Below are 20,007 nucleotides of genomic sequence, written 5' to 3' on the forward strand. Positions count from 1 at the left end.
CGGTTAAAAAAAAATCTCATTTGCAAATCAAATAAAATTGCACTAAAACTCCCTATGACAAACCCAGAAATTCGCACAGCTAACGTCACAATTCCCAACGGAGATTTGCAAATCGCGGCTTACCTAGCCCAACCCGCCACAACAGGTCAATTTCCCGCTGTTATAGTGATTCAAGAAATCTTTGGCGTCAACGCACACATCCGCGAAGTTACAGAAAGAATAGCAAAGGAAGGATATGTGGCGATCGCCCCAGCCATTTATCAGCGTCAAGCCCCCGGCTTTGAAACCGGCTACACGCCCGAAGATATCAAAATCGGCAGACAATACAAAGAACAAACTACCGCATCCCAACTGCTGAGCGACATCCAAGCTGCGATCGACTATCTCAAAACTTTACCATCAGTCCAACAGCAAGGTTTTGGGTGCATCGGTTTTTGCTTTGGCGGACACGTCGCCTACCTCGCCGCTACTCTGCCCGGAATCAAGGCTACAGCGTCGTTCTACGGCGCTGGTATCGCCACTCTCACCCCCGGTGGTGGAGCCCCGACGATCGATCGTACAGCCGACATTAAAGGCACTCTCTACGCCTTTTACGGCACTCAAGACGCCAGCATTCCCAAAGAACAAGTTGACCAAATTGCAGCAGAATTGCAAAAACACCATATTTCTCACCGGATTTTCCGCTACAATGCCGATCATGGCTTCTTCTGCGACCACCGTGGCAGTTACGACGCTACCGCAGCAGCCGAGTCGTGGGAGGAGGTGAAGGAGCTATTTCGACAGGAACTTCAACCAGCGTAGAGAGTTGGAGATAGTGTTTGTAGGGGCGGTGCCCCCGTGCCCGCCCCCGATGGGAAGAGGGGAAGAGGGGGAGAGTGGAAGAACATCTTCCTTCTTCCTTCAACATACGACAACTGACAACTAACGACCAAGAGGGCGGGCACGGGGGCACCGCCCCTACCAACCGACAACTGACAACTAACAACTGACATGAATTCCAAATCTACAGGTTCTCAAAGCGCAAAACCATCCTTTTCAATGGATGATTTTGCTAAAGCCCTCGAACAGCACAATTACGAGTTCCAAAAGGGACAAACAGTGCGCGGCAAAGTGTTCGAGTATGACTCAAATGGCGCGTATGTTGATATCGGTGGCAAGTCTTCGGCTTTTTTGCCGATCGAAGAGGCTGCTTTGAGAACGGTAACGGATTTGTCGGAAGTCGTTCCGCTAGACGAGGAACGGGAATTTTTAATTATCCGCGAACAAGATGCAGACGGTCAAGTTACTCTGTCTCTCAAACAATTACAAATTCAGCAAGCTTGGGAAGATTTAGTTGCATTGCAGGAAACTGGTAAAGTTCTTCAGGTGCGGGTTTCTGGGGCGAATAAGGGCGGCGTGACGGTGGATGTTGAGGGAATGCGCGGTTTTATTCCCCGATCGCACTTAGCCCAACGCGATAACATAGAATCGCTAATTGGTCAATCTTTGACCGTGAATTTCTTGGAAGTCGATCGCGAACGAGAAAAACTCGTACTTTCCCAGCGGATGGCCACTCAATCTTCTGCCTTAAATCAGTTGCAAATCGGTCAATTAGTGGAAGGAACAGTCAGCAGCATCAAGCCTTTTGGCGTGTTTGTGGATTTGGAAGGAGTTAGCGGTTTGCTGCACATCAAGCAAGTCAGCCAAAAATATATTGAGAACCTCGGACAAGTTTTTGCCCCTGGCCAACCCCTGAAAGCCGTGGTAGTTGATCTCGATCAAAGTCGCGGCCGAATTTCGCTTTCTACTCGGGTACTCGAAAATTATCCAGGGGAAATGGTGGATAAAATGGCGGATGTCATGGATACCGCAGAAGAGCGATCGGAACGTGCTAGAAAAACTGTTTCTTAGGTCTTAACAATTGTAAATGTCTAAGGTATGTAGTTGCGCTTCAGCGCTCTTGGTATATTAAATTGAGCGAGAGCGATCGAGTGCAACTACGTATCTTTCGGAGGGCTAAAGCCCAACAACGTACCTTTCCGGAGGGCTAAAGCCCAACAACGTACCTTTCCGGAGGGCTAAAGCCCAACAACGTGCCTATTGGGAGCGCTTTCATCGCAACTTCCATTAAACAGTTTTAGCAGCAGTCGAACTTGTTTCAGTCTCAGCCTGTGCTTGCACCGTCCAAGCATTTTCCATATCTAGCGCTTGTTTTGCCTGATAAACTGGTAAGTCAAACCAGAAAGTAGTACCCACATTAACTTCACTAACTAAATTAATTTTAGTGTGGTGCTTGTCAATAATATTTCTGACAATAGAAAGACCTAATCCCGTGCCTTCTAGAGTGTGGACTCGGTTTTCTACTCTGAAAAAGCGATCGAAAATTGCCTGCTGATCTTCGGGATCTATGCCAATCCCGGTATCAGAAATTTCGATCCGCACCACCGGAAAATGGCTGGTATTTGGTGGTAATTTGTGGGTTCCGGAGGCGTCGTCTTCGCGTGGATGAGCATCCGACTCTAGGAAATAGGCTCGAATTGCCACCTTACCACCGGACTCGGTAAATTTTAAGGCATTTCCTACTAAATTTGCAAATACTTGGAGCAGCAAATCGTAATGACCTAAAGCTGGCGGCAAACAGGGGTCAACTTCTTGTTCTAATTCGATGCCTTTATCCTTGGCATTTAACTGATAAGTCCGCAGGGTTTGTTCGACAGCTTGGGGGAGGTCAACAGCGTCCAATTGATAAATTCGGCAGGATTCTAGGCGCGATAAGTCTAACACGTCGTTGACTAAACGAGTGAGGCGATCGGTTTCTCGATTGGCAATTTCCAGAAATTCCCGGCGTTCGCTTTCTAGAAGGTCTTCTCCGTACTCGTGGAGAGTTTCGATAAAAGATTTGATATTAAATAAAGGGGTTCTCAATTCGTGAGAAACATTGCTGATAAAATTGCTTTTAGCCTCATTTAGTTCGACTTCGCGAGTGATGTCCTGCACTGTCATGGCAATGCCTTTGAGACTGTCTCGGTACTGTCCGGAACCTTGATGCTTCGAGGTTTGCTCGTAGAATGTACACTCGATCGCGTTCGGGCGTTTTGACTCGGTACAGGTATTTTCCTCGTCGCGCACGCAGCTTTTGCACAGCGGTTCGGTGCCCGGGGCTTTGTGGAGAATTACGGTGGTTAGCAGAATCCGAATTGTGCGGTTGACTGGTTCGCTCAGAGTAATCCGAAATTCGCCGCCTTCGCGATCGCCCGCAGCAATTTCGTACAGGGGTCTTGCTAACTCGCGCTGCACTTCCGCAGGTAAAATATTGACGACGTTAATGCCGATCGCATTTTTACCTTCCCATCCAAAAATCCGCGTCCCCGTCGGGTTGACTAAAATCACCTGCAAATTCGCATCCAGCAACAGCGCCCCATCAGCAATAGTTGAAACCAAAGTTTCTAGTTTCGCTTTTTCCGCTGTCAACTCTTCAATATTTTGTTCTTCATAACTTTCTAATTTCTCGGCCATCTCGTTAAAACTGCCGATCAACTCGCCCAATTCTCCCCCCAAAGGCAGGTCAACTCGCTGCTTAAAATTCCCGCCCGCGATATTTTTGACCCCAAATACTAATTGTTTGATCGGGTGAGTAATTGTCAGCGCATTAAATACAGCGCCCAAAATCACCATTACCCAAATCGTGACAAATACTGCTAAAGTGACATCCCTGGTCAGATTTGAAGATATAACTGCTGCGGGATTGGGGTTAATGCCGATCGCCAAAACGCCTAAATATTTGTCCTCGTGAATTAGCGGCACAAATACGTCAGTAACTTCTCCGTCTGGCGTCAAGTGCTGCCGCACCAAAGGCAAAGAAGTTAAATTTCTCGCCTCAATGTCGGCGATAAAATTATCTGGGAGTTTAATTTGGCGCCGCAGTGTCAGGGAAGTACGCACCTCAGATTCCGAGAAAGGTATCCCCAGAAAAATATCTCCTGCTTCGTCGCCGTACAGCATATAGCGGACGCTGGAGGTGCTGCTATAAAATTGGCGGGAAAAACGGGCCACTTCGGAGCGATCGTTTTTTGCAATCAACGGCGCCACATTTGCCGCCAATAGCAGACCGAGGTCGCGGCCGTAGCGAGTATCGTTAAGTCTGGCGTCTTGCTGAATAGTATTCACGGCCCAAAAAGTCAGGCCGCTCATAATTAACGAAACTACGAGGGTAGCACCGGCCATCAGGCGAGTCTGGAGGGTAAAATCCGACCACCAGCGGGCAATAATTTCTCCGATTTTGTTTAGTATGGCCAGCATTTGAGCAGTTCACCAGTTGAATATAAAAAGGAAGATTAATTCAGATTGCGATCGATCGATTTTTTTGCCGCGAGTTGTCCGCTACCGCCACCGCAGATGTGCCAAACTTTATTGTGGCACTTCTACCTTGAAATTGCTCTACTTTTCTGCGGCCAAAACCTTTATCCTCCGGGGTTTTAATTCTATTTTCTGTCTGGGGGAGTTCTAGTATCCCCAGCGTGTCCAGCTTTCGGATAGCAGCGGCCAGCAGGCCGCAATTCCTAATTTCGATCGACACTGGGCTCAACACTGGCCTCGACACTGGACTCGACACTGGGCTCGACACTGGGATCGATACTGGGATCGATACTGGACTCGATACTGGGCTCGACACTGGGCTCGACACTGGGCTCGACAGTTTGAGCCGCCAGCGCCCGAAAGCCAATATCCCGGCGGCAGTAAACCCCTTCAAATTGGATGCAATCAACTGCTGCATAAGCTTTAGAGATAGCTTGTTCCAAAGTTTCTGCAACCGCCGTGACGCCCAAAACGCGGCCGCCATCGCTCACCAACTGCTGGTGCTTCAACTGAGTGCCGGCGTGAAACACTTCTGCACCTTTGGCTTCAGCTTCCTCGATACCTGTAATAACTTTGCCTTTTTGATAATTTCCGGGATAGCCCCCAGAAGCTAAAACCACGCAAACAGAAGCCCCAGACTTCCAGCGAATGTTGGAATATTCACCCAGACGCTGCTGACAACAAGCAAACACCAAATCTTCTAGGGGAGTTTCCAAGAGGGACAAAACCGCTTGAGTTTCGGGATCTCCAAAACGACAGTTGAATTCTAAGACTTGAAGTTCTCTTTTCGGCGTAATCATTAAACCTGCGTAGAGGACGCCCCGGTAATCGATGTTGCGTTTTTGTAGCGCAGCGAGGGTAGGTTCAAGAATTTCTGCTTGAATCCTATCCATGAGTTTGGGCGAGACAATGGGCGCTGGGGCGTAGGCTCCCATACCGCCTGTATTGGCTCCCTTGTCGCCTTCGCCAATGGCTTTGTGGTCTTGAGCTGCCAGCAGCGGTTCTATTGTGATACCGTCGGTGAGGGCGAGAATCGAAACTTCTTCACCGGTTACATATTCTTCGACGACGACTCGGAGGTTGTCGGTGCCGAATTCGCCTCTAAAAATGGTGTTGATAGCGCTGTGAGCCATTTTGACGGTGGTGGCAACGGTGACTCCTTTGCCTGAGGCGAGTCCGTCTGCTTTGATGACTATGGGTACTCCTTGTTCCACAACATATGCTTTGGCTGCTTCTGCACCTGTAAATACGGCAGCTTTGGGTGTTGGGATTTGTGCTTCCAGCATCAATTCTTTGGCCCAAGATTTGCTGGATTCAATTTGGGCGCCGGCTTTGTTGGGGCCGAAAATCATCAGTTTTCGCTGTTGGAAGTAGTCAACGATGCCTAGCGATAGGGGCAATTCCGGGCCGACAATGACGAGTCCAATGTTGTTCACCATCACAAAGCGTTCGATGCCTTGGAAGTCGTCGATGTTGAGCGACAGATTTTGACAACCTTTTGTGGTAGCTGTCCCACCGTTGCCCGGAACGCAGAATACTTGTTTAATCCGCGTAGATTCTAGCAGTTTTTTTGCGATCGCGTGCTCGCGACCTCCGTTCCCCACAACCAAAACTTTCACAGTATCCTCACCTATAAATTTTGTTCCCTGAATGTCGCATTTTCAGTGTTTGCACCTGTCTATCTGCTTTTTGCAGTGCTGTCAATTATGCCATGCTTGGCGCTAAGGAATTGCTAGATGTGGCACTTTTCTGGACGAGTGGGGAGCGATCGCTATTTGCCAAAGCCTGGGATCGTGCAATCATTCAAGACTTTCGCCGTCGATTTTTTCTAGGTTCTGCCTCGATTAAATCGTGCAATTAGCCAAAAAAAATTGCTTTTAAATATTCAATATTTATCATACATTCGGCTACAAATAGCGATAAAATAAACAAGTTGATACCAGGAATTTTACTCACATGAAATCTAATCAAACCGCTGCGAGTTCGCCTGCCAAATTGAAGCGGGTGGGCGTTGTCGGCGGCGGCCAGCTAGCTTGGATGATGGGAGAAGCTGCTAGCGCGCTGGGTATTGAATTGGTAGTCCAAAGTCCTAATGGTGATGACCCGGCAGTTTCTGTTGCTGTGGGTGCTGTCTTGGGGGCTGTTGATGATGTTTTGGCTACGGCTTATTTGGCAGATGGCTGCGATGTTATTACTTTTGAAAATGAGTTTGTGGATTTGGATGGTTTGCGAACGCTAGAACAGCAAGGTGTGTTATTTCAGCCGAGTTTGTCGTCGCTTTCTCCTTTGTTGGATAAGTACGTGCAGCGCTGTTATTTACAAAGGTTGGGTTTGCCAACTCCCAGGTTTTGGGCGCCAGATAGTATGGCGGATTTGGATTTAGATTTGTTGCAGGAACCCCAGGGAAGGCAGATTGGAGCAGGGGCTGTGGGGCATGAACCTATGTGCGGGGAAGTTGCGATCGACAATTTAGCAATTTCTGTTTCCGACAGCACACAGATAGAACAAAACTCGGAATCTGGGCCGAGAGACTTTCCCTTTGTCGTCAAAGTTCGCCGCCACGGTTACGACGGCCAAGGTACTTTTATTGTTAAGGATCGCGAGAGTTTTGAGTCAATTAGCGCTACACTTAAAGGTCAGTCTTTGCTGGTAGAAGAGTTTGTGCCGTTCGATCGCGAGTTGGCTGCGATCGCAGCTCGATCGGCAACTGGTGAAATTGCGATTTACCCGATCGTCGAAACTCAACAGCAAAATCAGGTTTGTCGTGTAGTGATTGCCCCGGCTGATATTAGTTTAGAGGTGCAAACCGAAGCTTGTGCGATCGCCCGTACTCTCCTCAATAGCTTAGAAGCTGTCGGCGTATTCGGCATTGAATTATTTTTAACCGCCGACAATAAGCTGTTAGTCAATGAAATTGCCCCCCGCACCCACAACTCGGGACACTTTACAATCGATGCTTGCGAAACTTCACAATTTGAACAGCATTTGCGCGCAGTTTGTCAACTGCCTTTAGGTAATTGCGATCTGAAATGTGCAGGTGCTGTGATGGTAAATTTGCTGGGCTACGAGTCTGCGGAGTCGGATTATTTAGAGAAACGAAAACAACTGGCACAAATTAGCGGCGCTTTTGTACATTGGTATGGTAAGAAAGTATCGCGCCCGGGCAGAAAACTGGGTCACGTTACTGTCCTGTTCGACGGAGACTTGGGGGAAAATGAAGGAAAGTCGGCTAGTGCGATCGCTCAAACCATTGAATCTATCTGGTATGCAACTTAACTTGCTTCAAGCTTGCCAAAATTTGGTTAGTTGCTGTATATTGAATAAAGGTTCTACTGCGACGTTGGTGACTGCCAATAATGTTTTTTTGATCTATAACTCTTAACTCTCGGGAATCAAGATGTTTGGACAGCAGTAAACTGGGCTTGTACCCAGAAACTTTAAGTCCGAGCCAACGGTGCCCACCTGGTAAAATACCAGGTCAAAAGCTGAGGTAAGACGGCGTTGCGGTGAACCCTTAAAATATTGATAGAGATAGGCGCTAATATGGCTAGCCTATTTTTTTTAATTGGGAATTGGGAATAGGGAATAGGGCATCGGGCATTGGGCATTGGGAAGAAGGCCAAACAGGGCATTGGCCAAACAGGGCATCGGGAAGAAGGCCAAACAGGGCATCGGGAAGAAGGCCAAACAGGGCATCGGGCATAGATAATTGATTACTGATTCAGTAATAACAAATAAATACTGACTAACGCTCTTTTGTCACTTTCATGAGAGTAAATTCTCGAAGACACGACAGCAAAGGATCTCTTGCCAAATGCTCCCAAAGCCAGCAAGGTGTTAGAAAATCGTTCCACAAAGCCATGCCAGATTAGCATTATCAAATTATGGTCAGATTTTTCCTTTCTTAGAGTGATTAAAGAGCGCTAATGACTCATGACTAATGACTCATGACTAATGACTAATGACTCATGACTCATGACTAATAACAAATAACAAATAACAAATAACAAATAACAAATAACCAATAACCAATAACCAATAACTAATGACTAATGACTTCTTTTCAACCTTCACGTACCATCCAGACAAGCATCGACAAAATTGTCTCAACAGGAGGAAACGGATAGTCGCTGACATCAATAGTAACAACTTGCCCTTCGAGTTTCATAAATCTCCAAGCAGTGCCGCTAGTTACTGAACCGTAAATAATCGGAATTGAATTATTGTTAATTTCATTAAATCTTTGAGCCGCCACCATTTCAGCAATGCACTGTCCCAAACCGCTGTTGATGTTATCTCGCTTCGCTTCTACCAGCATAACAGCAGGTGCTTCTATCTCAAATTGTTCGGGAGAGCGACTGATTAAAAAGTCACAAACTCCGTTTAATCCCGCTGCGGTATCCACGGTGAAATCGGTGCCGGAAAATACGCTGATTTGGCGGTTTAGCAACCGTTTGACTTCCAAAAGTGCAGGAGCGATAATTATTTCTGATTTAGCTTTTTCGGTTCCTACGGCGATCGCCCAAGGCACTGTATCTGCCAACAAACCTGCTAAAATGGCACTGGGCGCGATCGGCTCAACTTCCGGCAAAAAGCGCCCGCTTTCAACGGAGGTCAATCCGAAGCTTTGCTTAACCTTTCGCAGGGTAAAATCGCTGTATACCATGAATTTTATTTCAGATTTAATCCAATGCTACGTTTATGATTAAGGCAAGCGTGTCACACTGAAATCAACTTGTAGGGTGCTCCAGAAAAAGTTATAGACGGATTATCGAGGGTTTGGGGATCTGACGAACCTTACTCTATTATTCTCCAATCTGTGATTCTAATGACGAAGGCTCAATTTTTCTCAGAGACAGAACCTCGATCGGTTCAGCTAATGTCTCTTCATAAGCTTTCAAGACCTGTTTCACATAGGGTTGTTGAAAGTGGGCATCGAGATCTGCTTGACTTTCCCAATTTTCGTAAAGCACAAAAACGGCTGAATCTTGGTCATCTACAAGCAAGTCAAAGGTAATACAACCCGCTTCTGACCGCGTTGGAGCCAGCAAGCTGAGTAGGTCTTGTTGCATTCGCTGCTCCATACCAGGCTTCGCCTTGATTCGAGCAATGATTGTGATTTGTTCAGTGAGCATTATTTCCCTCTACAAATATATTATGGTATCTTCAATGCCCTACAGTGAATTTACGCTCAAAAAGGCTAAACGCGATTTCGGATTAACAACCGTAGAAGCAGGGCGATTTCTGCCACCAACCGAACCCATCGCCCCTAGTGTATATTTGACTGAATCGCTAATTGAAGGATTGCCGCTTGCTACGGCTACTGGTTCAGAAAAAGCTCGCTCGGAACTGATTATTAGTCCTATTTTAGTCGAAGTCCGCAAGATTTTACAGCGGCAAGTGAGTCTATTTTCGGGAGAAGACTTTACTGTAGAGCCGGAGTTGGGATTGGGCGGTATCTGCGATTTTTTAATTAGTCGTTCTCCCGAACAAATATTAATTGAAGCACCTGCGATCGTAATTGTTGAAGCAAAAAAAGCAGATTTAAAAGTAGGATTGGGACAATGCGCTGCCGAGATGGTGGCGGCTCAAAAGTTTAATGAAATCAACAATATTGCGATCGGCACAATCTACGGAAGTGTCAGTAGTGGCACTGCTTGGAGATTTTTGAAGTTGGAGGCAAAAACTCTGACAATTGACCTCAACGACTATCCTGTGCCGCCTGTGGAACCTTTGCTGGGGATGTTGGTTTGGATGGTGCGGGATGGTTAGGGCGATCGGCTTTAAGTTAAATTTTAAATTAATTGCCGATCGCCCCTTGCCATTCACAGTTCGCTCTGCTATTCTCTAAAAAAGACCGATAAGTCGGTTAGCGCCATAAAAATGTCAAAAGCTCAAGAAACCAGAGAAAAAATTCTCAGGGAAGCCGCAGCACTGTTCAATCAGTACGGCTACTCAGGTTCTTCTATGTCTGACATCATGCGCGTTACAGGCTTGCAAAAAGGAGGAATTTACAACCATTTTAAAAGTAAAGACGAGTTAGCCCTGCAAGCTTTTGACTTTTCTGTCGAATGTACGCGCAAACAATTTCTCATAGTTTTGAAAGGAAAACACAATTCGGTCGATCGGCTAAAAGCTATCATATCTTTATTTAGCAATCTCACCGAAAATCCGCCAATTCCAGGCGGTTGTCCCCTGTTAAATACAGCAATTGAAAGCGATGATGCTCATCCAGCTTTGCGTCAGCGGGCGCAAATAGCAATGGACGGTTGGCGAGCTTTGATTTGCAACATTATTAACAAAGGAATTGCCAAAGGCGAAGTTCGAGAAAATGTCGAAGCCGATGCAGTCGCAACTATTGTGACTTGCACGCTGGAAGGGGCAGTGATGATGAGCAAACTTTACGGAGATGCAATTCATATCAAGAGAGCCATTGAGCATTTGCACGGATATCTCGACAGTCAACTTTAGAGCCGGATATTTTTTTTAGACAAAACAGACCGTTCGGTCTTAAAAGTGCGATCGGCTAGTTCTACTCGTTACTAGGATCTGCCTAGTAACGCAGATCCGGGGGCTCTGCCTCCAATTTTTCTACTCCAAGCGAACCCGTTTTTCAATCATTAAAAATAGACTAAGAGTACCCAAAATGCAAGTATCTAGCGAACAAAAAAGACCTTTGGAAATAGAATTAAGCTTTCCCGTACAAACTTACGATATCGACTTTGCGGGAATCGTCAGCAATATTGTTTACATCCGCTGGTTAGAAGACTTGCGAATCGCACTTGGTGCTGCTTATTTCCCCATCCAAAAAATGCTGCAAAACGGCGTAGCTCCGATGCTGATGAAAACAGCAATTGAATACAAGCAGCCGATTAATATTTTCGATAAACCAACTGGTAAAATGTGGATTAGTAAAATGAAATCGCTTAAGTTAATAATGGAAGCTGAAATAATTGTAGCTGGTAAAGTCGCTGCGATTGCCCAACAATCTGGTTGTTTTATTGAACTGTCAACTCGCAAACCAGTGCCGATTCCATCTGAGTTTTCTCAAGCATATTTTGCACAGCAATAAATCGATAAATCTTTAGCCAAAATACTGTTTGTATTAAGCACTTCAGTCCTTTAATTTTCCGGACTAGAAATAATGCGAACGTCCAAAAACTGCAAACATTCACAAATCTCAATTACTTTATGAATCATTCAACAGTTTCCAATACCGAAGTTGTCCGCCTTATCACCATCCCCATCAGCCACTACTGCGAAAAAGTTCGCTGGGCGCTAGACTTGCTAAAAATTCCCTACGTTGAAGAACAACACGTACCTGCTTTTCACCGCTCTGTTACCCGCAAATACGGAGGTAGCAGCGTTCCCATATTAGTTGCTAAATCTAGTATTTTTACCGATTCAACCGATATTTTGCATTACCTCAATACAATAAGTTTATCAGGTTTTTGCTTGTATCCAGAACAAGCTGAATTGCTTCGAGAAGTCGAAGAATTGGAAGAGTTGTTTGATACGAGATTGGGGGTAGATATTCGCAATTGGGGATATTATTATCGATTGGATAATCGCCAAACAATGCGAAAAGCTTGGTGCAAGGGGACGCCCCTGTTTGAGCGAGTGGGATTTGAAATAGCCTTTCCGTTTATTAGCGCCAAAGTGCGGCAACTCTACAGCATTACAGCAGAGTCAGCAGCTTTTTCGCTGCAAGGGATTCGGGAAGTTTTCGAGATAGTTAATCAAAGATTAGCAGACGATCGCCCTTATTTAGCTGGCGATCGATTATCGGCAGCAGACTTGACTTTTGCAGCATTAGCTGCTCCAGTGTTGCAGCCTCGCGAACATCCGGTTTTGGTGGCTAAAATTGAGGAATTGCCGATCGATATGGCAGCGGTAATTAAAGAATTGCAGGCTACTGTTGCCGGAAATCACGCACTCCGCTTGTACCGAGAGCAGCGCCAAGTTTACTAATGATACGACTTGTACCACAGGATTTTTAGCCTGGATCGGCAACGAATATTCACGATTTTGCCTGCTGTCTTGCTGTCTTTGCTGCTGCGATTAATTTGTTGTACAAAAACGGATCTGTAGACTGTAGCGGTTGAAGCATCGCATCAAATTTGGCTTCTTCTGCCTCCATATAAGCATCGATTTCAGTACGATTGGCTCAGATGCACCTTCCTACTGCCGTGATGCTGCTTGTTTTATGATGAATCGCATAAAGCGATCCATCATAGCGTCACTCGCAAACTTGCGAAATGTAACCAAAAACTTAGCTCCATTTCCTGCTGCATATCGTGCTTTCGGTTTCTCTGCTTTGAGGGCTTTTGATATTGTATTTGCGATCGCTTCGGGTTCAGAAGCAACCTTCTCATCATTGCTGAGCGCTAATAATTTTGCTCCAGTTTGAGCCGCCTTTGCATAGACAGTATGACCGGACATCCGCATCAATTTTTCGATCGCAATCGAACCCCATTCCGTTCTAATTGGTCCCGGTTCAACAATGATTACGTCAATCCCAAAAGGTTCAAGTTCAAGTCTAAGACAATCACTGAGTCCTTCCACAGCAAACTTGCTGGCGTGATACCAACTTCCAAGCGGTTCGTAGATTTTGCCGCCCACAGATGTAATATTGACAATTTTTCCAAACGACTGTTCGCGCATCTGTGGGATCGCTAACTGTGTCAGCCTTCCCAGTCCAAAAACATTGATTTCAAATTGATGTCTTGCCTCTTGCATCGGAATATCTTCTAGAGCACCGTAAGAACCGTATCCAGCATTGTTGATTAAGATGTCGAGTCTGCCGCATTCACGAATGATGCGATCGACTCCCGATTTCATCAATTCGTCTTGGGTGACATCCAATTCAATAATTTTTGCACCTCTGGCTTCTAGGTGTTTCAATTTATCGATGCTTCGTGCAGATGCGTATACGCAGTAGCCATCCTCAAGTAGTTTCTCAGTCGTCGCCTTACCGATTCCACTTGAAGCACCTGTAATTAGAACTGTTTTCATCATTTTCACGCTCTCTATGTCGAGATCGTAACCGATCGCCCATCCACACAGCCAAGATTAGCCGATCGCCCATCCCGATCGATCGTCGCAAATCTCGCTTGCAGAAAGTACCACAAACGTGATACAGTTGAAGCTTGTGTCCAAATAACACCAGTCCATGCCAAAACTCAAAACTCGCAAAGCAGCCGCAAAGCGCTTTAGAGCGACCGGCAGCGGAAAAATTGTGCGCCGCAAAGCTTACAAAAGCCACTTGCTTTCACACAAAAGTTCAGCTCGCAAAAGCCGTCTCTCTAAGCTGGTCGTCATCGATGAGACCAATGATGGTAACGTGCGGTTAATGCTTCCATACTTGTAAAGTTTAACGGAAATTAAAGATGACACGGGTAAAACGCGGTAATGTCGCCAGAGCGCGCCGCAAAAAAATTCTCAAATTAGCCAAGGGTTTCCGAGGCGCACAGTCCAAACAGTTCCGCACAGCTAACCAACGGGTGATGCAAGCCCTGCGTAACGGTTATCGCGATCGCAAAAAACGGAAACGCGATTTCCGCCGCCTGTGGATTGCTCGGATCAATGCTGCATCGCGCCAACACGGCACGAGTTACAGCAGACTGATCGGCAACATGAAGAAAGCCAATATCGAAATCAACCGCAAAATGCTGGCACAAATGGCAATCATTGACCCCGCAACATTCGGTAAAGTCGTGGAAATGGCAAATCGAGCCGGATCGTGAAAGCTTGAATAGTTTTCCGATAGAAGAAAGCAGAAGTAGGAAAGATTTAGCTATCTGCCAGAGAAGGAAAACTCCTGATAAATCTAGGAGGTTGAGACTCATTTTCCTTCTTTGTTCTTACTTCTGGGTTCTTGATTTTTGAGAAATTGCGATCGGGCTAGTCGATCGCCATTTTCGTCTTTTTATCAGAAGAATGGGTTTAAAACCCCGTCTTTTAAGACGGCTTTGTATTTAATCTTTTTCTATGTTACCATAGTATTAGTAGTTTGGTAAGCAAAATGCTAAAAGCCTTCAAGTACAGAATATATCCGACCAGTGAGCAATCCATTTTGCTTGCGAAGTCGTTTGGCTGTGCAAGATGGTTTTACAACTACACGCTCAATCTAACGTCTGAAACCTATAAGCAAACAGGGAAAGGATTAAGTAGAAATGAAATAATCAATCTTCTACCTTCTCTTAAGAAAGAGTACGAATGGCTGACAGAAGCACCATCACAAGCCCTGCAGCAAGCAGCCTTAAATCTTTCTAGTGCTTTCCTTAACTTTTTTGAAGGTAGGGCTAAATATCCTAACTTTAAGAAAAAGCGGAATAGACAATCTATTAGATTTCCTCAAGGATGTAAATTAAAAGACGATATATTGAGATTGCCTAAAATTGGTGATGTTCATTGTAAAGTCTCAAGGCAACCAGAAGGGACTCTAAAATCTGTCACGGTTTCAGTTAATCCATCGGGGGAATATTTGGCAGCCTGCCTCTATGATGATGGTAAAAATTTACCTGAAAAATCATCAGAAGGAAAGGCGATTGGGATAGACGTTGGTTTAACCCATTACGCTATTACATCCGATGGAACCAAGCATGGGAATCCTAAATATTATCGAAAATATGAAAAGAAGTTAGCTAGGAGACAAAAGCAACTAAGCCATAAGCTTAAAGGTTCTAATAACCGTCATAAAGCTAGGATTAAAGTTGCCAAGGTTCACGCTAAGATTGTCCGATGTCGCGAAGATTTTATACACAAACTAAGTCGTAAATTAGTTGACGAAAATCAAGTCATAGTTGTAGAGAATCTAGCAGTTAGAAACATGGTGAAAAACCACAAACTAGCTAAATCAATTAGTGATGCTGGTTGGGGAGAATTTTGTACCATGATGAAATACAAGTCGGAATGGGAAGGAAAAACCTACATCGAAGTAGATAGGTTCTATCCCAGTTCTAAGACTTGTAATAACTGTTTAAATCGCGTGGATAGCTTGAGTTTGGATATTCGTAGTTGGCAATGTCCTAAATGTGGAGAAAACCATGAGAGAGATATTAATGCTGCTAAGAATATTCTCTATGAAGGTTTACGAATTTTGGCGGTAGGGCATACCGTTACTGCTTCAGGAGGGAGAGTAAGACCGAGTAAAGGCACTGCTTTTACAAGGCATCTCCCTGTGAATGAAGAATCCTAGCCGTTTACGGCGGGGAGTGTCAAATAGTTGCCAAGGCAAATCTCACAGATTGCTAACAGATTAAAATAAATAAAACCTTCCACAAACCAACTAACATAAAAAAACATGGATAGTAATTTGCTGATTGTTTACCTGTCAGTTTTGTTGGCTATACTCGGCGGCAGTGCCTGGTTTATTGTGCGCCAGATTTTCAAAACTCGGAAGCTGGAAATGTCTTTGGAACGCTTAGAGAATAAGCTGACCATAGAAAAAGGAACAGCACAGGAATACTACGAGTTAGGCAGTATCTATGTAGATAAGAAACTTTACTCCCAGGCGATCGTACTATTTCAAAAAGCTCTGAAAAGCCAAGAATTAGCAGGCGAAGAAGATCTAGCATTTCTTTACAACGCCCTAGGTTTTGCCCACTTCGGCCAAGAACAGTACGACATCGCGATCCGTCAGTACAAAGAAGCCCTGAAGTTGCAGCCCGACTACGTTACATCTCTCAACAATCTCGGTCACGCCTATGAGCGCAAGAAATTAACCGCTCAAGCCTTGGAAATGTACGAACAAGCTCTTACCTGCGATCCAGACAATGCCACTGCTAAAAAGCGAGTAGAGTCCCTCAGGAAGCGTTTGGTAATCTATAATTGAGGGCCGGTGTTACGAGCAATACAGATCCCGCAAACCTGGTTTCATTCAGAAACCGGGTTTTTTCTTCCCATAATCAAAGAGACTCGACTATCGAACACCTTAATGCGTTAGTTTTTAAGAACAGGAATTCACCTAATGCGAGCGATCGCAGGCGATCCCAACAGTTTAAACTACTGTCAAGATCGAAGCAGTGCCTGCAACATCGGTCAGTCCTAAACAATTGAAGGAGGAGAACGTAGTGACATCAATTCTCGTTGTCGAAGATTCGTGGTTGACTCGCAGGGTAATCTGCAAAATCCTGCGAGCAGAAGGATACGAGACTTGGGAAGCATCGAGCGGCCCGGAAGCTCTGGAACTGCTGACCGCTAAGACCCCAAACTGTATGCTCTTAGATTTGCTGATGCCAGAAATGGAAGGTCGCGAAGTCCTGCAAGCCATGCGCGATCGAGGATATAACATTCCAGTCATCGTCATTACCGCAGATATTCAATCAACCACCAAATCCGAATGCATGGAACTCGGAGCCCTGGCAGTAATTCACAAAATGCCCAACTCAGACGAACTGATCGGGTGGATCAAAAAAGCTCTCAGTGCCAGCGAGGAGAGCGCCCCATGAAATTAAGCGCTCGACAGCTCGATGCTTTGCAGGAACTCGTCAACATCGGGATCGGTCAAGCAGCAGGGATTTTGAACGACATGATCGAATCTCCCATTCGCTTGCAAATCCCCTACCTCCAAATTCTGTCTCCAGCCGACGTGCAAACAGAATTAGAGCAGCACCTCAACGGCGAACAAATCGCCGCCGTCCAGCTCAAATTTACTGGTTCCTTTGGAGGCATTGCCCAGCTAGTCTTTCCCACCAACAGTGCGGCCACGCTCGTGACCATGCTGACTGGGGAAGAAGCTGGAACTCACGACCTGGATTCGGTCAAAATTGGTACGCTGAGTGAAGTAGGAAATATTGTAATCAACGGGGTCATGGGTGCAATCAGCAACGTACTTCAGCAGCGCCTGAACTACTCAATTCCCAATTACACGGAAGGGACGATCGCTACTTTGCTCACATCTGGCGGTTTGGCTGCTGATACAGTGGTTTTATTGGCCCAAACCCGTTTCATTATTGAAAGGCTTCACATTGAAGGAGATATCATCCTCATTTTCAATGTCAGTTCCTTTGACGCCTTGTTGGCTGCGATCAATCAACTTGCCGGGGGTCTATGATCGAGGAGAGCAAAACTATTGAGGAAAAGTTTGGAGTTCTCGACAGTGTACCAGTCGGCGCCTGCCTGCTGCGAGATGATTTTGTGGTGCTGTTTTGGAATGCCTGTCTGGAAGACTGGACGAAAATTGGGCGCGAGCAAATGTTGGGAACCAAGATCACAACTCATTTTCCTCACCTGAGCCAGCTCAAGTACGCAAATCGCTTCCAGCAAATCTTTGCAGGAGGCCCGCCAACAATTTTTTCTTCTCAAATTCACAAGCACCTGATTCCGGCAACTTGGCAAGAGGGCCAGCAGCGCATCCAGCAAACTACTGTGACGGCTGTCCCTGCACTTTCACCGGGCGTTGCAGAACTGAATATTCCCAACTTGATTCGATCGACTGTGGAGTTGGAACCAGATAGTATGGTGCGACAAGGAGATTCTGTTGGTGTCGCATTGCCGTCAAACTTTCGGGATTCAATTTCGCCTTACGGCTTTATCCCACCAAACTGCCAATCGTTTTACGCCCTGTTGGTAATACAAGACGTAACCGACCTCACCCACCGCATCCAAGCTTACCGCACGATGCGAGATCAAGCTTTGGAAGAAGTGGAAGTGCGCCAGCGGGTGGAAGCAGAATTGCGCGAGAGCCAGCATTTCATCCAGCAGATTGCCGATGCGGCGCCTTACTTACTCTACATTTACGACTTGACAGAACAGCGCAACGTCTATGTCAACGGTCAAGCTTCTAAGCTGCTAGGCTACACTCCCCAAGAAATTTTACAGATGCAAACAGCTTTGTATTCCAGTTTGGTGTACCCAGAAGATTTGCCCAGGCTATCCGCCCACCTGCAAAAATTTCCCTCAGTCGCAGACGGGCATATTTTGGAGTTGGACTATCGGCTCCAACACCGATCGGGCGAATGGCGCCACTTTCGCTGCCGCGATCAAGTGTTCGCCCGCACAGCAGAGGGGAAGCCCAAACAAATTTTCGGCACTGCTCAAGATATTACCGAGTACAAGCAGGCAGAAGAGGCGCTGCGACAACAAAACGAACGGGAACTGCTGATGGCGACGATTACTCAGCACATCCGCCAGTCTCTAGATTTGGGCGAAGTGCTCAGCACGACAGTGACAGAAGTGCGCCAGTTCCTTCAGGCCGATCGAGTGATGATCGTCCGCTTTAACCCCTGCACGGGCAGTCACTGCGCCACACCCGCAACGGGAGCGGTGACAGTGGAATCTGTAGCACTCAACTGTCGGCCGATGCTGGGAGAAACCCTGGAAAATTTCTGTTTTGACGAGTTCTATCTTGAAGCCTACCAACATCGGGCGATCCGACCGATCGCGGATGTCTCCACCGCCGATTTGCCGCACGATCAAATTGACTTGCTCGCACAATTTGAAGTCAGAGCTTATTTGGTAGTACCGCTAGTGCAAGGGGAGGAATTGTGGGGACTGCTGATGGCTCACCAGTGCAGTCCCCGACAGTGGATGCAGTTGGAAGTCGAGTTATTGTCTTCTCTGGCGGCTCAGTTGGCGATCGCGATCAAACAAGCAGAACTCTACCAGCAGTTGCAAGCAGCCAACCTCAAGTTAGAGCGTTTAGCAACTTTAGACGAACTCACGCAGCTAGCAAACCGCCGTCGGTTCGATCAGTATTTAGACAGGGAGTGGCACCGACAAGCGCGGGAACAAACACCTCTGTCCCTAATTTTGTGCGATATTGATTCTTTTAAAACTTATAACGATACCTACGGACATCCAAAGGGAGACGAGTGTTTGCGGCAAGTCGCCCAGGCGATCGGCAAAGCAATTAACCGCCCTGCCGATTTAGTAGCTCGCTACGGAGGCGAAGAATTTGCCGTTATTTTGCCGAATACGGCCAGTGAAGGGGCCGAGCTGGTAGCCGAACACATACAGATCAAAATCGCAGCTTTACAGATTCCTCACGCTGGTTCTCAGGTGAGCAACTACGTCACTGTCAGTCTGGGGATAGCGACTATGGTTCCTATCTCTGAATCCGAAGCCTCTATGGTGATTGACGCAGCCGACGCAGCAGCGAGTACGGTTCCTGCATCTAAATCCCCAGCCTCGATATTGATTGACGCAGCCGACGCAGCGCTGTACCAAGCCAAAGATCTCGGGCGCGATCGCATCCAAGTTTACCAACCAGACCCTCCCACAGCCAAGACCAACGGCACAGCCCCTCCCGTGCGCCCAGTTGACTTTTCCCGACCCAATACTAATTTCCCCTCACCCACAAGCGCTTGACTTCTGCCAATATTTGTGACTTCGGCATAGACACTGACCCGAATCCGGCACTAATACCATTAAATATTTTAAATTAAATATTTTAGAATGACTTATGACTATCAGGCTTTAGAGCTTGCCTACAGTTACATTCTTTTTTTTAATCGCTATAACTTCGACACCGGAGACATTCTTATTCTAGCATTTTGGAACCAGCTTTGGTAAGAAAAAGTCTCAAATATAATCAGTTTTTTCCATTAGTCACAAGTTAAGCTAAAAACACTGTTGTCAATGAGTAATCTTACTCATTTTTTACCGAAATACCAATTAAAATATGACTCCATTTGTTCCCTTATTATTGCCGAAAAATTGTTCGGGACT

21 protein-coding genes and 1 other RNA gene are annotated in these 20,007 nt (G+C 46.1%); 15 read left to right on the top strand and 7 right to left on the bottom strand.

What is annotated here, in order from left to right; translation table 11 throughout:
* The first annotated feature begins 54 nt into the window (after positions 1 to 54).
* Both QZ918_RS01480 and QZ918_RS01485 read left to right on the top strand, forming a co-directional pair.
* Entirely contained in the window at positions 55 to 801 is a 747-nt protein-coding gene (locus tag QZ918_RS01480; RefSeq protein WP_293330183.1) for a dienelactone hydrolase family protein, read from the top strand.
* 189 nt (positions 802 to 990) lie between these two features.
* A complete protein-coding gene (locus QZ918_RS01485) occupies positions 991 to 1,890 on the top strand; it encodes a S1 RNA-binding domain-containing protein (RefSeq protein WP_293330186.1) in 900 nt (299 codons plus the stop codon).
* 216 nt (positions 1,891 to 2,106) lie between these two features.
* Here QZ918_RS01485 and QZ918_RS01490 read toward each other — a convergent pair whose 3' ends face one another.
* Genes QZ918_RS01490 through purD form a run of 3 tightly spaced genes read right to left on the bottom strand, consistent with a single transcriptional unit; the run spans position 2,107 to position 5,954 of the window.
* On the bottom strand, positions 2,107 to 4,278 hold the full coding sequence (locus QZ918_RS01490; protein ID WP_293330189.1) for a HAMP domain-containing sensor histidine kinase: 2,172 nt from the start codon (positions 4,276 to 4,278) through the stop codon (positions 2,107 to 2,109).
* Positions 4,279 to 4,318: 40 nt separating this feature from the next.
* Positions 4,319 to 4,555 (bottom strand): hypothetical protein, encoded by a 237-nt coding sequence (locus tag QZ918_RS01495; RefSeq protein WP_293330192.1) that lies wholly within the window; start codon positions 4,553 to 4,555, stop codon positions 4,319 to 4,321.
* Entirely contained in the window at positions 4,539 to 5,954 is a 1,416-nt protein-coding gene (purD, locus tag QZ918_RS01500) for a phosphoribosylamine--glycine ligase (protein WP_293330195.1), read from the bottom strand. Before purD ends, QZ918_RS01495 begins: the two co-directional genes overlap by 17 nt.
* A gap of 337 nt (positions 5,955 to 6,291) precedes the next feature.
* Here purD and QZ918_RS01505 point away from each other — a divergent pair, with 337 nt between their 5' ends.
* Complete coding sequence (locus QZ918_RS01505; RefSeq protein WP_293330198.1) at positions 6,292 to 7,611, top strand: 5-(carboxyamino)imidazole ribonucleotide synthase; 1,320 nt, start codon at positions 6,292 to 6,294, stop codon at positions 7,609 to 7,611.
* 50 nt (positions 7,612 to 7,661) lie between these two features.
* Positions 7,662 to 7,849, top strand: a non-coding RNA gene (gene ssrS / locus QZ918_RS01510) — 6S RNA.
* Positions 7,850 to 8,398: 549 nt separating this feature from the next.
* On the opposite strand, the gene QZ918_RS01515 is transcribed toward ssrS, so the two are convergent.
* Both QZ918_RS01515 and QZ918_RS01520 read right to left on the bottom strand, forming a co-directional pair.
* Entirely contained in the window at positions 8,399 to 9,001 is a 603-nt protein-coding gene (locus tag QZ918_RS01515) for a hypothetical protein (protein ID WP_293330201.1), read from the bottom strand.
* A 139-nt stretch (positions 9,002 to 9,140) separates the two neighbouring features.
* On the bottom strand, positions 9,141 to 9,470 hold the full coding sequence (locus QZ918_RS01520; protein WP_293330204.1) for a putative quinol monooxygenase: 330 nt from the start codon (positions 9,468 to 9,470) through the stop codon (positions 9,141 to 9,143).
* 34 nt (positions 9,471 to 9,504) lie between these two features.
* Here QZ918_RS01520 and QZ918_RS01525 point away from each other — a divergent pair, with 34 nt between their 5' ends.
* From QZ918_RS01525 to QZ918_RS01540, 4 genes are all read left to right on the top strand, one after another.
* Positions 9,505 to 10,107 (top strand): hypothetical protein, encoded by a 603-nt coding sequence (locus tag QZ918_RS01525; RefSeq protein ID WP_293148733.1) that lies wholly within the window; start codon positions 9,505 to 9,507, stop codon positions 10,105 to 10,107.
* A gap of 111 nt (positions 10,108 to 10,218) precedes the next feature.
* Positions 10,219 to 10,806, top strand: coding sequence for a TetR/AcrR family transcriptional regulator (locus QZ918_RS01530; RefSeq protein WP_293148595.1), 588 nt, complete (start codon positions 10,219 to 10,221; stop codon positions 10,804 to 10,806).
* Positions 10,807 to 10,981: 175 nt separating this feature from the next.
* Positions 10,982 to 11,407, top strand: a complete 426-nt coding sequence (locus QZ918_RS01535) for an acyl-CoA thioesterase (RefSeq protein ID WP_293148593.1) — start codon at positions 10,982 to 10,984, stop codon at positions 11,405 to 11,407.
* 119 nt (positions 11,408 to 11,526) lie between these two features.
* The gene (locus QZ918_RS01540; protein ID WP_293330207.1) at positions 11,527 to 12,306 is read left to right on the top strand and encodes a glutathione S-transferase family protein; all 780 of its coding nucleotides are present in this window, start codon (positions 11,527 to 11,529) and stop codon (positions 12,304 to 12,306) included.
* Positions 12,307 to 12,516: 210 nt separating this feature from the next.
* On the opposite strand, the gene QZ918_RS01545 is transcribed toward QZ918_RS01540, so the two are convergent.
* Together QZ918_RS01545 and QZ918_RS01550 are read right to left on the bottom strand one after the other, a co-directional pair.
* Positions 12,517 to 13,353 (bottom strand): oxidoreductase, encoded by an 837-nt coding sequence (locus QZ918_RS01545; protein WP_293330210.1) that lies wholly within the window; start codon positions 13,351 to 13,353, stop codon positions 12,517 to 12,519.
* 54 nt (positions 13,354 to 13,407) lie between these two features.
* Positions 13,408 to 13,584 (bottom strand): hypothetical protein, encoded by a 177-nt coding sequence (locus QZ918_RS01550; RefSeq protein ID WP_293148741.1) that lies wholly within the window; start codon positions 13,582 to 13,584, stop codon positions 13,408 to 13,410.
* Here QZ918_RS01550 and rpmI point away from each other — a divergent pair.
* From rpmI to QZ918_RS01585, 7 genes are all read left to right on the top strand, one after another.
* The gene (rpmI, locus tag QZ918_RS01555; protein ID WP_293126590.1) at positions 13,508 to 13,705 is read left to right on the top strand and encodes a 50S ribosomal protein L35; all 198 of its coding nucleotides are present in this window, start codon (positions 13,508 to 13,510) and stop codon (positions 13,703 to 13,705) included. The two genes, QZ918_RS01550 and rpmI, sit on opposite strands and share 77 nt — an antisense overlap.
* Before the next feature lie 19 nt (positions 13,706 to 13,724).
* Entirely contained in the window at positions 13,725 to 14,081 is a 357-nt protein-coding gene (rplT, locus tag QZ918_RS01560) for a 50S ribosomal protein L20 (protein WP_293148587.1), read from the top strand.
* Between the two features lie 278 nt (positions 14,082 to 14,359).
* Positions 14,360 to 15,535: an IS200/IS605 family element RNA-guided endonuclease TnpB gene (tnpB, locus tag QZ918_RS01565; RefSeq protein ID WP_293330213.1), complete on the top strand. Its 1,176-nt coding sequence runs from the start codon at positions 14,360 to 14,362 to the stop codon at positions 15,533 to 15,535.
* A gap of 105 nt (positions 15,536 to 15,640) precedes the next feature.
* Positions 15,641 to 16,171 (top strand): tetratricopeptide repeat protein, encoded by a 531-nt coding sequence (locus QZ918_RS01570; RefSeq protein ID WP_293330216.1) that lies wholly within the window; start codon positions 15,641 to 15,643, stop codon positions 16,169 to 16,171.
* Between the two features lie 238 nt (positions 16,172 to 16,409).
* Positions 16,410 to 16,787, top strand: a complete 378-nt coding sequence (locus QZ918_RS01575) for a response regulator (RefSeq protein ID WP_293148581.1) — start codon at positions 16,410 to 16,412, stop codon at positions 16,785 to 16,787.
* Entirely contained in the window at positions 16,784 to 17,392 is a 609-nt protein-coding gene (locus QZ918_RS01580) for a chemotaxis protein CheC (RefSeq protein WP_293330219.1), read from the top strand. The genes QZ918_RS01575 and QZ918_RS01580 overlap by 4 nt, the downstream gene beginning before the upstream one ends.
* Positions 17,389 to 19,647 (top strand): sensor domain-containing diguanylate cyclase, encoded by a 2,259-nt coding sequence (locus tag QZ918_RS01585; RefSeq protein WP_293330221.1) that lies wholly within the window; start codon positions 17,389 to 17,391, stop codon positions 19,645 to 19,647. The genes QZ918_RS01580 and QZ918_RS01585 overlap by 4 nt, the downstream gene beginning before the upstream one ends.
* The last annotated feature ends 360 nt before the right edge of the window (positions 19,648 to 20,007 follow it).

The organism is Microcoleus sp. CAWBG58 (assembly GCF_020883045.1).
GTDB lineage: Bacteria > Cyanobacteriota > Cyanobacteriia > Cyanobacteriales > Microcoleaceae > Microcoleus.

Bases quoted from the DNA above. Each gene is read 5' to 3' on its own strand.
- tnpB (WP_293330213.1), top strand. From the start codon at position 14,360: ATGCTAAAAGCCTTCAAGTACAGAATATATCCGACCAGTGAGCAATCC.
- QZ918_RS01585 (WP_293330221.1), top strand. From the start codon at position 17,389: ATGATCGAGGAGAGCAAAACTATTGAGGAAAAGTTTGGAGTTCTCGAC.
- QZ918_RS01480 (WP_293330183.1), top strand. From the start codon at position 55: ATGACAAACCCAGAAATTCGCACAGCTAACGTCACAATTCCCAACGGA.
- QZ918_RS01485 (WP_293330186.1), top strand. From the start codon at position 991: ATGAATTCCAAATCTACAGGTTCTCAAAGCGCAAAACCATCCTTTTCA.
- QZ918_RS01540 (WP_293330207.1), top strand. From the start codon at position 11,527: ATGAATCATTCAACAGTTTCCAATACCGAAGTTGTCCGCCTTATCACC.
- QZ918_RS01525 (WP_293148733.1), top strand. From the start codon at position 9,505: ATGCCCTACAGTGAATTTACGCTCAAAAAGGCTAAACGCGATTTCGGA.
- QZ918_RS01490 (WP_293330189.1), bottom strand. From the start codon at position 4,278: ATGCTGGCCATACTAAACAAAATCGGAGAAATTATTGCCCGCTGGTGG.
- QZ918_RS01570 (WP_293330216.1), top strand. From the start codon at position 15,641: ATGGATAGTAATTTGCTGATTGTTTACCTGTCAGTTTTGTTGGCTATA.
- QZ918_RS01515 (WP_293330201.1), bottom strand. From the start codon at position 9,001: ATGGTATACAGCGATTTTACCCTGCGAAAGGTTAAGCAAAGCTTCGGA.
- QZ918_RS01580 (WP_293330219.1), top strand. From the start codon at position 16,784: ATGAAATTAAGCGCTCGACAGCTCGATGCTTTGCAGGAACTCGTCAAC.
- QZ918_RS01545 (WP_293330210.1), bottom strand. From the start codon at position 13,353: ATGATGAAAACAGTTCTAATTACAGGTGCTTCAAGTGGAATCGGTAAG.
- QZ918_RS01505 (WP_293330198.1), top strand. From the start codon at position 6,292: ATGAAATCTAATCAAACCGCTGCGAGTTCGCCTGCCAAATTGAAGCGG.
- QZ918_RS01535 (WP_293148593.1), top strand. From the start codon at position 10,982: ATGCAAGTATCTAGCGAACAAAAAAGACCTTTGGAAATAGAATTAAGC.
- QZ918_RS01520 (WP_293330204.1), bottom strand. From the start codon at position 9,470: ATGCTCACTGAACAAATCACAATCATTGCTCGAATCAAGGCGAAGCCT.
- QZ918_RS01530 (WP_293148595.1), top strand. From the start codon at position 10,219: ATGTCAAAAGCTCAAGAAACCAGAGAAAAAATTCTCAGGGAAGCCGCA.
- rplT (WP_293148587.1), top strand. From the start codon at position 13,725: ATGACACGGGTAAAACGCGGTAATGTCGCCAGAGCGCGCCGCAAAAAA.
- rpmI (WP_293126590.1), top strand. From the start codon at position 13,508: ATGCCAAAACTCAAAACTCGCAAAGCAGCCGCAAAGCGCTTTAGAGCG.